Annotated in this window: 17 protein-coding genes; 7 read left to right on the forward strand and 10 right to left on the reverse strand. The window is 71.1% G+C overall.

What is annotated here, in order from left to right:
- Positions 1–27 precede the first annotated feature (27 nt).
- Positions 28–585 (forward strand): hypothetical protein, encoded by a 558-nt coding sequence (locus OG379_RS26430; protein WP_405665506.1) that lies wholly within the window; start codon positions 28–30, stop codon positions 583–585.
- On the opposite strand, the gene OG379_RS26435 is transcribed toward OG379_RS26430, so the two are convergent.
- From OG379_RS26435 to OG379_RS26445, 3 genes are read right to left on the reverse strand one after another with little or no spacing between them, the layout of a single operon-like run.
- Positions 586–1,158, reverse strand: a complete 573-nt coding sequence (locus OG379_RS26435; RefSeq protein ID WP_393760895.1) for a cob(I)yrinic acid a,c-diamide adenosyltransferase — start codon at positions 1,156–1,158, stop codon at positions 586–588.
- 13 nt (positions 1,159–1,171) lie between these two features.
- On the reverse strand, positions 1,172–1,921 hold the full coding sequence (locus tag OG379_RS26440) for an ABC transporter permease (RefSeq protein WP_405665508.1): 750 nt from the start codon (positions 1,919–1,921) through the stop codon (positions 1,172–1,174).
- Positions 1,922–1,929: 8 nt separating this feature from the next.
- Entirely contained in the window at positions 1,930–2,712 is a 783-nt protein-coding gene (locus tag OG379_RS26445) for an ABC transporter ATP-binding protein (RefSeq protein WP_405665510.1), read from the reverse strand.
- 82 nt (positions 2,713–2,794) lie between these two features.
- On the opposite strand from OG379_RS26445, the gene OG379_RS26450 reads away from it, so the two are divergent.
- The 4 genes from OG379_RS26450 to OG379_RS26465 all read left to right on the forward strand — a co-directional run bounded on the left by OG379_RS26450 (position 2,795) and on the right by OG379_RS26465 (position 7,690).
- Positions 2,795–3,436, forward strand: a complete 642-nt coding sequence (locus OG379_RS26450) for a TetR/AcrR family transcriptional regulator (protein ID WP_405665512.1) — start codon at positions 2,795–2,797, stop codon at positions 3,434–3,436.
- Positions 3,437–3,563: 127 nt separating this feature from the next.
- Positions 3,564–4,412, forward strand: a complete 849-nt coding sequence (locus OG379_RS26455; RefSeq protein WP_104791876.1) for a 3-hydroxyacyl-CoA dehydrogenase family protein — start codon at positions 3,564–3,566, stop codon at positions 4,410–4,412.
- Between the two features lie 244 nt (positions 4,413–4,656).
- On the forward strand, positions 4,657–4,980 hold the full coding sequence (locus tag OG379_RS26460) for an STAS domain-containing protein (protein ID WP_014154038.1): 324 nt from the start codon (positions 4,657–4,659) through the stop codon (positions 4,978–4,980).
- A gap of 244 nt (positions 4,981–5,224) precedes the next feature.
- The gene (locus tag OG379_RS26465; protein ID WP_405665514.1) at positions 5,225–7,690 is read left to right on the forward strand and encodes an ATP-binding protein; all 2,466 of its coding nucleotides are present in this window, start codon (positions 5,225–5,227) and stop codon (positions 7,688–7,690) included.
- 70 nt (positions 7,691–7,760) lie between these two features.
- Here OG379_RS26465 and nucS read toward each other — a convergent pair whose 3' ends face one another.
- The gene (gene nucS, locus OG379_RS26470; protein WP_104789156.1) at positions 7,761–8,432 is read right to left on the reverse strand and encodes an endonuclease NucS; all 672 of its coding nucleotides are present in this window, start codon (positions 8,430–8,432) and stop codon (positions 7,761–7,763) included.
- 257 nt (positions 8,433–8,689) lie between these two features.
- Between nucS and OG379_RS26475 the strand changes: the two genes are divergently transcribed.
- Entirely contained in the window at positions 8,690–9,082 is a 393-nt protein-coding gene (locus OG379_RS26475; RefSeq protein WP_104789158.1) for an SCO5389 family protein, read from the forward strand.
- Between the two features lie 113 nt (positions 9,083–9,195).
- Here the strand turns inward: OG379_RS26475 and OG379_RS26480 are convergent, their stop codons facing one another.
- Positions 9,196–10,227 (reverse strand): LLM class flavin-dependent oxidoreductase, encoded by a 1,032-nt coding sequence (locus OG379_RS26480; RefSeq protein WP_393760910.1) that lies wholly within the window; start codon positions 10,225–10,227, stop codon positions 9,196–9,198.
- Between the two features lie 214 nt (positions 10,228–10,441).
- On the opposite strand from OG379_RS26480, the gene OG379_RS26485 reads away from it, so the two are divergent.
- Positions 10,442–10,771 (forward strand): ATP/GTP-binding protein, encoded by a 330-nt coding sequence (locus OG379_RS26485; RefSeq protein WP_104789162.1) that lies wholly within the window; start codon positions 10,442–10,444, stop codon positions 10,769–10,771.
- Between the two features lie 15 nt (positions 10,772–10,786).
- Here the strand turns inward: OG379_RS26485 and OG379_RS26490 are convergent, their stop codons facing one another.
- The 5 genes from OG379_RS26490 to OG379_RS26510 all read right to left on the reverse strand — a co-directional run bounded on the left by OG379_RS26490 (position 10,787) and on the right by OG379_RS26510 (position 15,775).
- Positions 10,787–11,656, reverse strand: a complete 870-nt coding sequence (locus tag OG379_RS26490) for an ABC transporter permease (protein ID WP_405665517.1) — start codon at positions 11,654–11,656, stop codon at positions 10,787–10,789.
- Positions 11,653–12,831, reverse strand: a complete 1,179-nt coding sequence (locus tag OG379_RS26495) for an ABC transporter ATP-binding protein (RefSeq protein WP_405665519.1) — start codon at positions 12,829–12,831, stop codon at positions 11,653–11,655. Before OG379_RS26495 ends, OG379_RS26490 begins: the two co-directional genes overlap by 4 nt.
- Positions 12,832–12,954: 123 nt before the next feature.
- Positions 12,955–13,734, reverse strand: a complete 780-nt coding sequence (locus tag OG379_RS26500) for an ABC transporter permease subunit (RefSeq protein WP_405665520.1) — start codon at positions 13,732–13,734, stop codon at positions 12,955–12,957.
- A 5-nt stretch (positions 13,735–13,739) separates the two neighbouring features.
- Complete coding sequence (locus tag OG379_RS26505; RefSeq protein ID WP_405665521.1) at positions 13,740–14,747, reverse strand: ATP-binding cassette domain-containing protein; 1,008 nt, start codon at positions 14,745–14,747, stop codon at positions 13,740–13,742.
- 89 nt (positions 14,748–14,836) lie between these two features.
- Positions 14,837–15,775: a cellulose-binding protein gene (locus OG379_RS26510; protein ID WP_104789169.1), complete on the reverse strand. Its 939-nt coding sequence runs from the start codon at positions 15,773–15,775 to the stop codon at positions 14,837–14,839.
- Between the last annotated feature and the right edge of the window lie 15 nt (positions 15,776–15,790).

Raw genomic sequence — 15,790 nt, forward strand, 5'->3', positions numbered from 1 at the left:
TCTGGAGGCGACGGAAGGGGAAGTGCCGTGATCGTCACACTGATCGTGCTCTGCGAGGTCGGGTTCTGGGTGCTGCTGGCCGCCGGACTCGCGCTGCGGTACGTCGCGCGGAAGCCGCGGCTGGGCGCCGCCGTCCTGCTGTGCGAGCCCCTGCTGGAGGTCGTCCTGCTCGTGGTGACGGCCGTCGACCTGAAGAACGGCGCCGAGCCGGACTGGAAGCACGGCCTTGCCGCCGTCTACATCGGCTTCACGGTGGGGCTCGGCCACTCCACCATCAAGTGGGTCGACGCGAGGGTCGCCCACCGCTTCGCGGGCGGCCCGCCGCCGGTGAAGCCCCCGAAGTACGGGATGGCGCGGGCCGCACACGAGTGGCGCACCGCCGCCCGCTGGATCCTGGCCGCGGTAACGGCCATGGCCCTGCTCCAGGCGGCGGTCTGGTACGTCGGCGGGGACGGCGACACCGGCTCGCTGCAGATGTGGCAGCAGAAGATGCTCTGGGTGATCGGGATCAACCTGATCATCGCCGTGGGCTACACCGTCGCCCCGAAGCAGGAGCCGAGAGACCGGGTCGGGGCGGGCCGCTGATCAGCGCTCGCCGCCCGGCACCCACAGCACGTCGCCGACCTCCTTGTTCGCCGTCCTGGCGAGGATGAACAGGAGGTCGGAGAGGCGGTTGAGGTAGGTCGCCGTCAGCGCGTTCATCACCTCGCCGTGGACCTCCAGCGCCGCCCAGGTGGACCGCTCCGCCCGCCGGACGACCGTGCAGGCCTGGTGCAGCAGCGCCGCCCCCGGGGTCCCGCCCGGGAGGATGAAGCTGCGGAGCTTCTCCAGCTCCTCCAGGAAGGTGTCGCAGTCCGCCTCCAGCTTGTCGATGTAGGACTGCTCCACCCGCAGCGGCGGGTACTCCGGGTCCTGCACCACGGGCGTGGAGAGGTCCGCGCCCACGTCGAACAGGTCGTTCTGCACGCGGACGAGGACCTTCACGACGTCCTCGGTGAGGTTCCCGAGCGCGACGGCCGTACCGATGACGGCGTTGGCCTCGTTGGCGTCGGCGTAGGCCGAGATCCGCAGATCGGTCTTGGCGGTCCGGCTCATGTCACCGAGGGCGGTGGTGCCCTTGTCGCCGGTACGGGTGTAGATGCGCGTCAGATTGACCATGGGGTCAGCGTAGTTAGGCTCCGGCCCTGCGGAAGACACGCGTGCCGACCGTCACAGCCAGAAGGGCGAACGCGAACGCCACCAGCACCCCGTACAGCATGTGCGCCGTGGCGTACGAGCCGACGTACGCGTCCCGCACCGCGTCCACCAGGTAGCGGAACGGCGTGAAGTGCGACAGGACGTCCAGCCAGGTGGGGCCGAGCGTCATCGGCAGCATCAGGCCGGAGAGCAGCATGGCCGGCATGGTCAGCGAGTTGATCACCGGCCCGAACTCCTGCGGCGTACGCACCTTCATGGCCAGGGCGTACGACAGCGAGGCCAGCGAGACGGTCAGCAGGCCCACGAACGCGAAGCCGACGATCACCCCGGGCAGCGGCGCGCGCAGCCCCATGACCAGCGCGGCGAGCACCAGCAGCACGGCCTGGAACATGAACAGCAGGGCGTCCCGCAGGACCCGCCCGAGCAGGAGGGCCAGCCGGCTGACGGGGGTCACGCGCATGCGCTCGACGACCCCCGTCGACTTCTCGATGATGATCGAGAAACCGGCGAACGAGGCGCCGAAGAGTCCCAGTTGGAGCAGCAGCCCGGGCACCAGGACCTGCCAGGAGTCACCGGTGGAGCCGAGCGGGAGACCCGTGAGGAGCGGACCGAAGAAGAGCAGGTAGAGCAACGGCATCAGGATCCCGAAGAAGATCTGGAACCGGGAGCGCAGGGTCTGCCGGACGTACCGGCCGAAGATCAGCGACGTGTCGTGGAGCAGCATGGGGCGTCCTATACGGCGATGGGGGCGGCCTCGGCGGCGGCCGGGGCGCGCCCGGTGATCGCGAGGAAGGTCTCGTGGAGCGAGGCGTCGGGCGAGCCGGCGTGCTCGGTCTTCAGCGCGGCCGGCGCGCCCTCTGCGACCACCAGGCCGCCGTCGATGACGACCAGCCGGTCGGCGAGGGCGTCGGCCTCGTCGAGGTAGTGGGTGGTGAGCACGACCGTCGTGCCGAAGTCGTCCCGCAGGCCCCGGACCAGGCCCCACAGGTCCTCCCGGCTGCCCGGGTCGAGCCCGGTGGTCGGCTCGTCGAGGAAGAGCACGGCGGGGCGGTGGGTGAGGCCCATAGCGATGTCGAGGCGGCGGCGCTGGCCGCCGGAGAGCGCGGCCGTCCTGCGGTCGAGCAGGTCGCCGAGGCCGAGGCGGGCCGCCAGCTCGGCCGTGCGCGCGATCGCGTCGGCCTTGCTCAGCCGGTAGAGCCGCCCCTGGGTGACCAGCTCCTCCCGCACGGTGACGTGCGGGTCCACCCCGCCGGACTGGGCGACGTAACCGCACTTCTCGCGGACCCCCGCCGGGTCCGCCGTCAGGTCGCAGCCGGCGACCGTGGCCGCGCCGCCGGTGGGGGCGAGCAGCGTGGTGAGCATCCGCAGGGTGGTGGTCTTGCCCGCGCCGTTGGGGCCGAGGAGACCGACGATCTCGCCGGGCATGACGGCCAGGTCGACCGAGCGCACGGCGTGGACCGGGCCCGCCTTGGTCGTGAAGGTCCGGGCGAGCCCGGACGTACTGATGATTGGCATAGCGACCACAAAAACAGAGTGACTTAAAAATTGCAATCCCTCCAAAATTTCAGGGACACCATGTGCTCCGTAGGATGGGTCCATGGCTGAGGGACTGAGGGAGCGGAAGAAGCGCCGGACGAGGCAGCACCTCTCGGACGTGGCCACCTGGCTCTTCGTCGAGCGGGGCTTCGACGCGGTCACGATCGCCGAGATCGCCCAGGCCGCCGACGTCTCGGTGAACACGGTCTACAACTACTTCCCGGCCAAGGAGGACCTCTTCCTGGACCGCAGCAGCGGCATGGTCGACCGGCTCCCGCGCTTCGTCCGGGGCCGCGACCACGGGGAATCGGCGGCCGAGGCCGTCCTGCGCGAACTGCGGATCCTGGTGGAGGGTGTCTCGCCGACGGTCGGCCTCATGGACGGCTACGCGAGCTTCATGCGGGTCATCGAGGGCGCCGACACCCTCAAGGCCCGGCTCTGGCACATCGGGCAGGAGGCCCAGCTCCGCCTGGAGGCGACCATGCGGGAGGAGTCGGGGGCGGACGACGGCGACCCGGTCCCGGATCTGGTGGCCGGTCAGCTCTCCTGGGTGCACAGCACGCTCATGGCTTACATCGGGCACGAGATGGTCGCGGGCCGCAAGCCGGAGGAGGTCTCGCGCGACGCGCTCGGCCTGCTCGACGACATGGAGGAGCTCCTCGGCGAGAAGGTGCTCAACTACGCGCGGCGCGCCGCCGCGTGACACCGGACGGTGTGATGTCCGTCATGTGAGACGTGACGCGCATCTCTTCGGGGCCTCACGGCCCCTCACGGGTACTAATCTCCGCCGGAGAGCATGCGAACAACTGAGATGCATTGGGGTGCGAAACGTGGCCAGGAAGCTCGCCGTCATCGGCGCCGGACTCATGGGGTCCGGTATCGCGCAGGTCTCCGCCCAGGCGGGCTGGGACGTCGTGCTGCGTGATGTCACGGACGAGGCCCTGGCGCGCGGGCGCGGCGGCATCGAGGCCAGTTACGGCAAGTTCGTCGCCAAGGGCAAGCTGGACGCGGCCGACGCCGAGGCCGCGCTCGCCCGGATCACGACGACCACCGACCTCGACGCAGTGGCGGACGCCGACGTCGTCGTCGAGGCCGTCTTCGAGAAGCTCGAGGTCAAGCACGAGATCTTCCGCACGCTCGACAAGGTCGTGCGGGAGGACGCCGTCCTCGCCTCCAACACCTCCGCAATCCCGATCACCAAGATCGCGGCCGTGACGGAGCGCCCGGAGCGGGTCGTCGGTGTGCACTTCTTCTCGCCGGTCCCGATGATGCAGCTCTGCGAGCTGGTGCGCGGCTACAAGACCAGTGACGAAACGCTCGCCACCGCGCGGGAGTTCGCCGAGTCCGTGGGCAAGACCTGCATCGTCGTCAACCGCGACGTGGCGGGCTTCGTCACCACGCGGCTGATCTCGGCGCTGGTCGTCGAGGCGGCCAAGCTGTACGAGTCGGGCGTCGCCTCGGCCGAGGACATCGACACCGCGTGCAAGCTGGGCTTCGGCCACGCCATGGGCCCGCTCGCCACGGCCGACATGACCGGCGTGGACATCCTCCTGCACGCGACCGGCAACATCTACACCGAGTCCCAGGACGAGAAGTTCGCCGCTCCGGAGCTGATGCGCCGGATGGTCGATGCAGGTGACATCGGGCGCAAGAGCGGGCAGGGCTTCTACACCTACTGATCACGATCCGGGTCCCCGGCTGCCTGATGCGCCGTCAGTCAGAGCCGGGGACCCGGGATCCGGCGCCGTCCGGCGCGCGGATCCAGCGGGTACTGCCGGACCTGCTTCACCCCTCGGGGTGAATTCGGTATCGGTTCGCTTACAGACGGCAACTTCCCTGTCGCTGCGGCAGTCAGTTGTGGCAGAGGCAGAAAGAGAAAACCAGACAGACCGACCATGCTGCGGAGAGTTCCGGGGAGCGCATATGCACATCAGGGGCGACCACGCCGAGCTGGTCGTCGGGGGCCGCCTCGACGTCCGAAGCGCGGCGGACGCCCGTACGGTTCTGCACTCGGCCGTCGACGACGGAGCCGGCGACCTCGTGCTGAACCTGACCGAGCTGGACTCGTGGGACGCCACCGGACTCGGCGTCATCATGGGCGCGCACCGCAGAGCCGGCCGGGCCGGCCGGCGGCTCGTCCTGCGCGGTGTGCCGCCGCAGATGCAGCGCCTGCTCGTGGCGACGAGGCTGCACAGGATCCTGGCCATCGAGGGCGGGCTCGCCGCGGACTCCCTGCCACGCGTCTGAGGGATCCGCGGGGCCCCGCCCGGCCCGAGCCGCCCCGGAGCGGCGATACACGCACAATCCTCACGAGAATGTGATGTAGGGAGCCGCGCGGCCCCCCACTGGATCGTAGATACTGTGCGAAGGTTTAGGGTTCGGCCGTCTGCCGATCGACGAGGACCCACTGGCGGACACCGGACCGGGAGCGACAGCGGGGCGCGAGGCCGGAGGGGGCAACCGCGCGCTGCGCGTCTGGGGGACTTTGACGATGGACCCGACCAACCGGGGACCGGAAGAGTACGGCCAAGGCGCCGACCGTTCCGGCGACGACGCCGGGCGGCGGCGGCAGTCCCGCGACCCGCTGACGCCCGACCTCGGGCACCAGACACCTCAGCAGTCGCGCACGGTGCAGCTGATATCGGGCGACTTCCTGCTCACCGTCAATCCGGTCGACGGCAGCGAGATCGAGGCCTGCCGGCCGGGGGAGCGGCCCGAAGCGCCCGTACGGCACACCGCCGACCGGCGTGTGGAGCGCGAACGCGCCGCCGCACCCCCCGTACCCCCGGGGCCGCCCGCGCCGCAGATGCCCCTCCTGGAACGCCAGGAGGAGCGCGAGCGGCTGGTCCGGCTGCTCGCCCGGGGCCGCTCGGTCTGCCTCACCGGCCCGGCCGGGTCCGGGCGCACAGCCCTCCTGGACGCCGTCGCGGCCGACTGCGCGGACCTGGCACCGGACGGCGTCGTACGGCTCTCCGGATACAAGCGGACCGCCACCGAGCTGCTGTACGGGCTCTTCGAGGCCGTCTACCGCGCCCCGCTGCACCGGCCCGACCGCGAAGGGCTCCTCGCGCTCGTCCACGGCATCGGCGCCGTCGTGGTCGTCGACGACCTGGAGCTCGGCGGCGCCGCGCTCCAGGAGCTGCTCGACGCCACCCCGGAGTGCGCCTTCCTCTTCGCCGCCACCCCCGATGTGCCCGCGCCGGGCCCCGACGCGAACCTCGAAGAGGTCTTCCTCACCGGTCTCGGCCGCAGCGCCTCGATCGAGCTGATGGAGCACGTGGTGGAGCGCCCGCTCACCGACGACGAGGCGAACTGGGCGGGCGACCTCTGGTTCGAGTCCGAGGGGCTGCCGCTGCGCTTCGTCCAGGCGGGCGCCCTGCTGCGCCAGCGCGACGATCTGCGCCCCGGCCAGAGCGCGTTCGACGGCTACGACGACGATCCGGCCGACGCCCCCTTCGGCCGGGCCGAGCCCGCCGGTCTCCCGCTGCCCAGCCTCGGCGAGGGCGCGGCGCCCGCCGCCCTGCTCGCCGCCCGGCTGAGCGAGGCCGCCCGCGAGACCCTGCGCTTCGCCGTCGCGCTCGGTGGCGAGGTGCCGCACCAGGCGCACCTGCCGGCGCTCGTGGGGGACACCCACGCCGACGCCGCCCTGGGCGAGCTGGCCCTCAGCGGCCTGCTCTCCCCGGCCGGCCCCCGCTACCGGCTGGCCGCCGGGGTCCTGGCACAGCTGGAGGCGAGCGGCTACGACGAGAGCGCGGACGCCCACGCCCGCAGCGCCGCCCAGCACTACGCCTGGTGGGCCGGCCACCCCTCCGTCACGCCGGAGCGCGCGGTCGCCGAGGCGGACGCCCTCCTGGCCTCGATGACCCGCCTCATCCCCGGCGAGGCACCGGGACAGGCCAGCGTGGCCGTCCTGCTGGCCCGCAGCGCCGCACCCGCCTTCGCGGCGGGGATGCAGTGGGGCGCCTGGGAGAAGGCCCTCAGAGCCGGCCAGGAGGCCGCGAGGATCGCCGGTGAGGTGGCCGAAGAAGCGTACTTCCACCACGAGTTGGGCATCCTCGCGCTCTGCACCGGGAACCTCGACCGCGCCAGGGCCGAACTGGAGACCTCCATCGGCATGCGCGGGGCGCTCGCCGACAAGCCCGGCGCGGTGGCCGGACGCCGGGCGCTCGCCCTCGTCGGTGACCGCTCGGGCGAACCGGTACACAGCACCCCGGCGGGCGAGGAGGTGCCGGCCCCGCGTCATGACGAGTCGGTCTCACCCCCCGGCGGCATCCCGGCGGCCATGCCCCTCTTCCCCCGGCAGACCGAGACGTCCGCGACCCTGGTCACCCGGCAGTCCCCGCCGGCCGTCGGCCTGTCCGGCGGCGGGCGTGCGGGGGTGCTCCGGGGCGCCCGGCGCAATCTCGTCGCGGTGGGAGCGGGCGCGCTGCTGGCGGCCGTCCTCGGCACCGTGGTGACCCTGGGGGCCACTTCGGGGAGCGAGGAGCCGGACGGCCAGAACGTCACGACCGAACAGTCGGCGAACGAGGACGACAGCGAGAACGGCCTCCCCGCCGACGAGCCGGCCGACGACCCCGCCACCGACGAGGGCACCGCCGACGGCTCCGAGTCCCCCGGCCCGTCAGGCACCGCCACCCCGTCCGGGAGCGGCAGCCCGTCCCCGGGCACCTCGAGCCCGGGACCGAGCACCTCGTCCAGCGAGGGCCCCAGCGACTCGCCGACAGAGAGCAGCCCCACGCCGACGAAGAAGCCGACGGGCAAGCCGACGAAGACGCCGACCACGCCGCCCGACGAGTCCGAGACCCCGACCGAGGAGCCGACCGGAACCCCGACCGAGGAGCCGACCCCGACGGACACCCCGACGGAGCCGGAGAACTCCACCTCGGCGAGCGGCCCGGCGGAGTCCGTCACGGCCTCGGCGACGGAGAGCGGGCCGGCCTCCCCGACGGTGGCCTGAACGCGAAATCGCCGTACGGCTCCGGAGACCGGGGCCGTACGGCGATCAGGAAGCGGGCAGCGGCCCCAGGTCAGAACAGCCGCAGCTTGTCGTCCTCGATGCCCCGCATCGCGTCGTAGTCGAGGACCAGGCACCCGATCCCACGGTCCGTCGCCAGCACCCGGGCCTGCGGCTTGATCTCCTGCGCCGCGAACACACCCCGCACCGGCGCCAGATGCGGATCACGGTTGAGCAGCTCCAGATAGCGGGTCAACTGCTCCACACCGTCGATGTCACCCCGCCGCTTCAGCTCCACGGCCACCGTCGCACCGTCCGCGTCCCGGCACAGGATGTCGACCGGGCCGATCGCGGTCGGGTACTCACGGCGGATCAGGGTGTAGCCCTCGCCGATCGTCTCGATGCGGTCTGCGAGCAGCTCCTGGAGGTGCGCCTCGACGCCGTCCTTGATGAGCCCCGGGTCGACACCCAGCTCATGGGACGAGTCGTGGAGGATCTCCTCCATCGTGATGATCAGTTTCTCGCCCGCTTTGTTCACCACGGTCCAGACGCCCTCGCTGTCGTCGGCGCCCTCCTTCAGGGTGCACGGCGGGGACATCCAGTTGAGCGGTTTGTACGCCCGGTCGTCGGCGTGGATCGACACACTGCCGTCCGCCTTCACCAGGATCAGACGGGGGGCGGAGGGCAGGTGGGCAGTGAGCCGGCCCGCGTAGTCGACGGAGCAACGGGCGATGACGAGACGCATGGTCGGCAACGCTACTCGACGACCCACGGTCCACGCGATTCCCGCCCTCCTCAGGCGCACCTCCCGACCGAGGCCGATCGGTCTTGCCCCTCTTTGCGACCGTTCGTTATTGGCCGGTTGTGTTCCCAATCTCCTGGTGCGGCCCGGACTGCGCCCTTAACGTGGAAGCAGGAGGTCGCCGTCTGTGTACGCAGCGTCGCCGTCCCGCCCTGCCCGTAAGGCCCCGGCCGTCCGTCGGGGTCGCGAGAGGAGAACCCATGTCGCTCGACGTCTCACCGGCGCTGTTGGAACAGGCCGAGCGAGGCGAGGTCGACGAAGCCGACTTCGTCGACTGCGTCCGGACCTCCCTGCCCTACGCATGGGAGATGATCAGCTCCCTGGTGGCCCAGCTGAAGGTCGACGGTGGAGAATTCGCCGACAACCAGACGCCCCCGCCGGACGAGCAGGCACGTGGTCAGCTGCTGCGTGCGCTCGCGAGTGATGCGATACGCGGCGCGCTGCAGCGGCACTTCGGAGTGCGCCTGGCATTCCAGAACTGCCACCGCGTCGCGGTGTTCCCGCTGGACGACTCGGTCGACGAGCGACTGGCCCGATTCACCTCGGTGAGGGGCCAGTTGCTCAACCAGTCGCCCGAACTACGGGACTGCTGAGCGCTTCTGCTGCCGCTTCGGGCCGCGGGAGGTGCAACTGGCTCCGGGGCGGCAGCTCCCGCACCACCGCACCACCGCACCACCGCACCACCAGGATTACCAGCGTGAACAGCTCACTCCAGCAACGGCAGCACTTCCGTGCCCAGCCGCTCCACATTGGTCTCCGTCGCCGCGAGATCGCCCGACCCCTCGACCATGAGGGCGAAGCGGGTGATGCCCGTGCGCTCCGCCGTGGCCGCGAGCCGGTCGGCGGCGAAACGGGGCGGGCCCACCGGATGCAGGCCGCAGAGGAACTCGGTGTAGGCCACGGGGTCGCGCATCACACGGTGCCGCCCGTCGACCGTCACATGGGCGTCGAGCCCCTGCCGCAGCCACCCCGGCATCGCCTTCACGAGCGTCTCCACGGCGTCCGCCGGGCGGTCGGAGATCTGGGCCACTCCTGCGGACACATGTGCTACCCGCTCCGCGACCTCCGCCGGCTGACCGGCCTCCCGGGCCGCCGAACGCCAGAGAGCGACCATGTCGGCCTTCTCCTCGTCGCCGCAATGCATCCCGAGGAGCATCGGCAAACCCTTTTCAGCGGCGAGTTTCACGCTTTTCGGCGACGTGCACGCGACGATCACCTCGGGGCCCGGCGGACCGTCCCCGAGGAGCTCGTCGGCACGGGGCACCACGGCCACCTCGCGGAAGCCGTAACGCTCCCCGCCCCCCGCCACCCGGGGCTTGTCCAGCCAGTCGAGCAGCAGCTCCAGCGCCTCCGGGAAGCCCTTCTCGTACGCCTCGAGGCCGCCGCCGAACACCTCCAGGTCGACCCACGGCCCCCCACGCCCCACCCCGAGGGAGAAGCGCCCGCCGCTGGTCAGATGCAGCAGCGCGGCCTGCTCGCCGAGCGCGACGGGGTGCTGGTTCGGCAGCACGCTCACCGCCGTGCCCACGCGGATCCTGCGGGTGCGGCCGAGCAGCAGGGCGGCCAGTGTCGTGGCGGACGGGCACACCCCGTACGGCACGAAATGGTGTTCTGCCAGCCAGACGGAATCGAGACCGGACTCCTCCGCGACCTCCGCCGAGCGGACTGCCCGGTGCAGGGCCTCACCCTGCCCCTGGCCCGGAAACTGAGCTGCCAGTACGAACGTTCCTACGCGCATCGCCTGTTGCCTCCTTACGGCCGACGCGGCTGTGCCTCTACCGGCAACAACGTCTGACACGTGCCAAAGGCACGGTCCACGGCGAAGTTGTTGCGATTTTCCGGTTACCCACCCGCCCCTCGGGTGCACATCCGCCACTCCCGACACTGGTCAGCCGCCGGTGGCTCTAGGCTGGACGGAACAAACCGCCCGTGCCCGCCCCGTGAGGTGTCCCGTGTCCCCGCGCCGCAACCGCCCCCGAGGCGGCGAGAGTCCTACCGGCAGCCCACGAGAGGCGGGGGAGCGGTACGGAGGGGGCGGCGCCACGGAGAGCTGGCAGGGCGAGGAGTGGTCGGTGCGCCCCGTGAGCGGCGCGAGCGCGGCGGGCAAGCGCTACCGCTGCCCCGGCTGCGACCAGGAGATCCCGTCGGGGGTCCCGCACCTCGTCGCCTGGCCCGAGTTCGGCGGGATCGACGACCGCAGGCACTGGCACAAGGCCTGCTGGAACGCGAAGGACCGCCGCACCACACGGGTACAGCGGTCCAGGAACGCTCCGCGCTACTGAGGGACGGCCTCCGGGTCAGACGTCCCGCCGGTCCAGCGAGGCGAGGGCGCCGGCCATGGCGACCGCGGTGACGCCGATGATGATCCACAGCGGCTCCCAGCCGGTCGGGCCGGACGCGGTCACCGACACCTCGTACATCGCGCCGAGCTGGTTGGGGATCGAGTACTCGAAGAGCGCCTGCTGCACGGGGGCCAGCGTCGGCGTGAACATGAAGATCGCCAGCACGAGCGGGAGCAGCACCACCCCGATCATGATCGTGATGGCGCCCGCGGAGTGCCGGATGAGCGCGCCGAGCGCGAGCGAGAGCAGCCCGAGCGTCGCGACGTAGAGGCCGACCCCCACCGTGGAACGCACCCAGTAACCTGCGTCGGGCGTGGCGCCGTCCAGCATGGCCGTCTGCAGGACGCCGACGATCCCCGTGGTGACCGTGGTGATCGTGAAGGCGAGCAGGAAGAAGACGATCGACTTCGCGATCAGCATCCGCGCCCGGCTCGGGCACGCGGTCAGCGTCGTGCGGATCATTCCGGTGCCGTACTCGGACGCGATGGTGAGCACGCCGAGGGTGATCACGCAGATCGACCCGAGCAGCACGCCGAAGAAGCCGAGGCTGAGCACGGGGGTGCCGTCGAGAGGCGCGTCCGAGACGCTCACGGTGAACGCGGTGAGCAGACCGATGCCGACCAGGAGCACGATCATCACGCCGAGCGTCCACACCGTGGAGCGCACAGAGCGGATCTTCGTCCACTCGGATGCGATCGCGTCACCGAGGCCGGGGGTGCGCACCGGAATCGGCGAGGCGTACAGGCCGGCCGGGCCGCCCTGACCCGGCCGGGGCTGCGGCTGCGGGGGAGCCTGGTGCGCCTGCGGGGGCGGCGGCATCGTCATCGGGAGTCCTCGCTGGTCTTGCGCTCGGGCCGGTCCGCGGTCTGCGCGGGCGCGGGTCCGGCCGGCGGTGCGGCGGCGTACGGGTTCTGTCCAGGGGGCGGCGGGGCGTACCAGCCCTGCTGCGGGACCTCCGGCGGGGGCGCGGGCGCATGACCGGGCGGTCCGTAGCCCTGGGGCCCGTAACCGGCCTGCCCGGGGCCCGGGTGGCCGGGCTGTCCGTAGCCGGGCGGCGGCAGCTGCAGCCCTTCCTTGGCGTCCGCCGTCGAGCGGTAGTCCACGGCGCCCTGCGTCATCCGCATGTACGCCTCCTCCAGCGACGCCTGGTGCGGCGAGAGCTCCCACAGCCGGACGTCGGACGCGTGGGCGAGGTCGCTGATCCGGGGCAGCGGCAGCCCGGTGACGCGCAGGGCGCCGTCCGGCTCGTGCATGACCCCGGCGCCCGACTCCGTCAGGGAGGCCGTCAGTTTCTCCCGCTCCTCCGGCCGGTCGTCCGGGACCCGCACCCGGGCGAAGTCGGCCGAGTTGGCGGAGATGAAGTCCTTGATGCTCATGTCGGAGAGCAGCTGCCCGCGCCCGATCACGATCAGGTGGTCGGCGGTGAGCGCCATCTCGCTCATCAGGTGGCTGGAGACGAAGACCGTGCGGCCTTCGGAGGCCAGCTGCTTCATCAGGTTGCGGACCCAGAGGATGCCCTCGGGGTCGAGACCGTTGACCGGCTCGTCGAAGAGCAGCACCTGCGGGTCGCCGAGCAGCGCCGCCGCGATACCGAGCCGCTGGCCCATCCCCAGGGAGTAGCCCTTGGACCGCTTCTTCGCTACGTCCTGGAGCCCGACGACGCCGAGGACCTCGTCCACCCGGGCCGCCGGGATGCCCGCGAGCTGGGCCAGGCACAGCAGGTGGTTACGGGCGCTGCGCCCGCCGTGCACGGCCTTGGCGTCGAGCAGCGCCCCGACCTGGCGCGGGGCGTTGGGAAGGCTGCGGAAGGCGTGGCCGCCGATCGTCACATGCCCGGACGTCGGCCGGTCCAGGCCGAGCATCATGCGCATGGTGGTGGACTTGCCCGACCCGTTGGGACCGAGGAACCCCGTGACGGCTCCCGGCCGCACCTGGAAGGAAAGGTTGTGCACGGCCGTCTTCGCGCCGTAGCGCTTCGTCAGGCCGACTGCCTCGATCATTCTCCAGCCCCATCGACTTATCTGTCGTCGGGGCCCAGGCCCGCGGCCGCACGCCCCCGTAAGAGTTAGGAGGATAACCAGCCGCGGGCGGTTCCGGCCAAGCCGTACAAGGAGCGACGGCCGCTAAGCGTCGCGCTTCTTCAGCACCAGGTAGCCGCCGATCAGCGCCGCCACCACCCACAGCGCCATGATCCCCAGCCCTGCCCACGGCCCGTACGGCGCGGGGTCGCTGTTCATGGCGTCCGGGACCACCTGCATGATCTTGGAGCCGGCCTGGTCGGGGAAGTACCGGGCCACGCTCTTGGCGCCGGGGACCGCCGAGAGGATCTGCGAGACGAGGAAGAAGAACGGCATCAGGATGCCGAGCGACAGCATGGAGCTGCGCAGCATCGTGGCCACGCCCATCGAGAAGATCGCGATCAGGCCCATGTAGACGCCGCCGCCGAAGACCGCGCGCAGCACGTTCTCCGCGCCGATGTCGGTGCCGCGGTCGCCCAGCATGGCCTGGCTGAGGAAGAACGTCACGAAGCTGGTGGCCAGGCCGACCACCAGCGCCAGGGCGCCCGCCACCGCAATCTTGCAGAAGAGGAACGACCCGCGCTGCGGCACGGCCGAGAGCGAGGTGCGGATCATGCCGGAGCTGTACTCCGTACCCACCACCAGGACGCCGAAGACGACCATCGCCAGCTGCCCCAGGACCGTTCCGGAGAAGCTCACGAACGTCGGGTCGAAGGTGGCCTGCTCGGCCGCCGAGAGGTCGTCGAACTGGCTGTTCAGCAGGGCGCTCAGGGCCGCGCCCATGGCGACCGTGACGACGAACGCGGAGATCAGCGTCCAGGTGGTCGAGGAGACCGTACGGATCTTGGTCCACTCGGAATTCAGGACCGCGGGTACCGATGTCATCGCCGTCACACCCCCTTCGTGCTGTCGCCGGCGAGGCCGCCGGTCTGCTGCTGGTTCCACTGTTCGCCCCAGTGCGGGCCCACCGGCGGTGGCTGGGCGCCGTCGCGGTCGGAGTGGGCGTGGTATTCCACGGAGCCCGCGGTCATCTGCATGAAGGCCTCTTCCAGGGAGGCCCGCTGGGCGCTGAGCTCGTGCAGCACGATGCCGTGCCGGCCGGCGAGGTCACCCAGCCGCTCCGGGGCCTCGCCGTCGATCTCCAGCGTGCCGTTGCCCGACTCGACCGCGACGACGCCCTCCGCGTGGAGCAGGTCGCGAAGGCGCTCCTGTTCCGGGGAGCGCATCCGCACGAAACTGCGGGAGTTCTCCTGGATGAAGTCCGCCATCGAGGTGTCCGCGAGCAGCTTCCCCTGTCCGATGACGATCAGATGATCGGCCGTCAGCGCCATTTCACTCATCAGGTGCGAGGAGACGAAGATCGTCCGGCCTTCCGACGCGAGGGTCTTCATCAGGTTCCTGATCCAGTGAATTCCCTCCGGGTCCAGACCGTTGACGGGTTCGTCGAACATCAGGATCTCGGGGTCGCCGAGCAGCGCCGCCGCGATTCCCAGCCGCTGGCCCATGCCGAGGGAGAAGCCCTTGGACTTCTTCTTCGCCACCGCGGTCAGGCCGACCGTGTCCAGCACGTGCGCCACCCGGCTCTCCGGGATGCGGTTGCTCTGGGCGAGACACAGGAGGTTGTTGTACGCGCTGCGCCCGCCGTGCATCGACTTGGCGTCCAGCAGCGCCCCGATGTGCTTGAGCGGCTCCTGGAGGTCGCGGTAGTGACGGCCGTCGATCCGCACCGTGCCGCTGGTCGGATTGTCGAGGTCGAGCATCATCCGCATGGTCGTGGACTTGCCCGCCCCGTTCGGGCCGAGGAATCCCGTCACCATTCCCGGTCTGACCCTGCATGAGAGATGGTCGACGGCAACCTTGTTGCCGAAGCGTTTGGTGAGGCCGTCGAGCTCGATCATGCGCTCACGCTAGAACGGCCGCGCGCCCGGCGCCACCACAAAGGCAGAACCGGGCGCGCATGGGGTACAGCTGATGTACGTGGTGTCGCTCAGCGGGTCTGCTGGGCGGGGACCCCACGGGTGGCGGAGTCGTCCTCCGCCGGGGAGCCGGCGGCGGCGACCGCGGCACCCGTCAGCGTCGCCAGCATCTCGCGGACGTTGGTCAGCTGGGCGTTGATCGAGTCGCGGCGGTTGGTGAGCGCCGCCAGCTCGCGCTCCGACTCGCTGCGGATCCGGTCGGCCTTGGCGTTCGCGTCGGCCACGATGTCCTCGGCCTGGCGCTGAGCCGTCTCCACCGTCTGACGGGCCCGGCGCTCGGCGTCCGTACGGAGCTTCTCGGCCTCCAGGCGGAGCTGCTCCGCGCGGTGCTCGATCTCGGCGAGGCGCTTCTCGGCCTTCGCCTGACGGGACGCGAGGTCGCGCTCCGACTGCTCGCGGCGCTTGGCGAGGTTCGTCTCGAAGTCCGCGGCGGCCTGGGCGGCCTTGGCGCGGGTCTCCTCGAAGAGGGCGTCCGCCTCCTCGCGCTTCTGCTGGGCGTCCTTCTGGGCGTCGGTGCGGAGCGTGCTCGCCTCGCCCTTGGCCTTCTCGACGATACGAACGCCTTCGTCCTCGGCCTTCGCCTTGCGCTCCGCGGCGAACGTCTCCGCGTCGTTGCGCACCTGCTGGGCGGCCGACTCGGCCAGCTCGCGGTGCTGCTCGGCCGCGCGGCGGGCCTCCTCACGCAGGTCCTTCGCCTCCTCCTCGGCGAGACGGAGGATCTTCTCCACGCGGGCACCGAGCCCGGCGTACGACGGCTCGGCGTCGTTGACCTGGGCCTGGGCGTTCTGCGTTTCGAGGTGGAGTTCCTCGATGCGCTTTTCCAGAGAGGTGATTCGGGCGAGAGCGCTGTCACGGTCGGCGACGATTTTGGTAATGCGGTCGTCCACCTGACCGCGGTCGTATCCACGTCGCACGAGCTCGAAGCCGAAGGGGGAGGAAGGGTCGCTCATGGGGTTCCTGTCGAA

The sequence above is a fragment of the Streptomyces sp. NBC_01166 genome, assembly GCF_045039765.1.
Lineage (GTDB): Bacteria > Actinomycetota > Actinomycetes > Streptomycetales > Streptomycetaceae > Streptomyces.

Bases quoted from the DNA above. Each gene is read 5' to 3' on its own strand.
- nucS (WP_104789156.1), bottom strand. From the start codon at position 8,432: ATGCGTCTCGTCATCGCCCGTTGCTCCGTCGACTACGCGGGCCGGCTC.
- OG379_RS26465 (WP_405665514.1), top strand. From the start codon at position 5,225: ATGGACCCGACCAACCGGGGACCGGAAGAGTACGGCCAAGGCGCCGAC.
- OG379_RS26440 (WP_405665508.1), bottom strand. From the start codon at position 1,921: ATGCTGCTCCACGACACGTCGCTGATCTTCGGCCGGTACGTCCGGCAG.
- OG379_RS26490 (WP_405665517.1), bottom strand. From the start codon at position 11,656: ATGACGATGCCGCCGCCCCCGCAGGCGCACCAGGCTCCCCCGCAGCCG.
- OG379_RS26495 (WP_405665519.1), bottom strand. From the start codon at position 12,831: ATGATCGAGGCAGTCGGCCTGACGAAGCGCTACGGCGCGAAGACGGCC.
- OG379_RS26500 (WP_405665520.1), bottom strand. From the start codon at position 13,734: ATGACATCGGTACCCGCGGTCCTGAATTCCGAGTGGACCAAGATCCGT.
- OG379_RS26475 (WP_104789158.1), top strand. From the start codon at position 8,690: ATGTCGCTCGACGTCTCACCGGCGCTGTTGGAACAGGCCGAGCGAGGC.
- OG379_RS26435 (WP_393760895.1), bottom strand. From the start codon at position 1,158: ATGGTCAATCTGACGCGCATCTACACCCGTACCGGCGACAAGGGCACC.
- OG379_RS26505 (WP_405665521.1), bottom strand. From the start codon at position 14,747: ATGATCGAGCTCGACGGCCTCACCAAACGCTTCGGCAACAAGGTTGCC.
- OG379_RS26480 (WP_393760910.1), bottom strand. From the start codon at position 10,227: ATGCGCGTAGGAACGTTCGTACTGGCAGCTCAGTTTCCGGGCCAGGGG.
- OG379_RS26510 (WP_104789169.1), bottom strand. From the start codon at position 15,775: ATGAGCGACCCTTCCTCCCCCTTCGGCTTCGAGCTCGTGCGACGTGGA.
- OG379_RS26450 (WP_405665512.1), top strand. From the start codon at position 2,795: ATGGCTGAGGGACTGAGGGAGCGGAAGAAGCGCCGGACGAGGCAGCAC.
- OG379_RS26460 (WP_014154038.1), top strand. From the start codon at position 4,657: ATGCACATCAGGGGCGACCACGCCGAGCTGGTCGTCGGGGGCCGCCTC.
- OG379_RS26445 (WP_405665510.1), bottom strand. From the start codon at position 2,712: ATGCCAATCATCAGTACGTCCGGGCTCGCCCGGACCTTCACGACCAAG.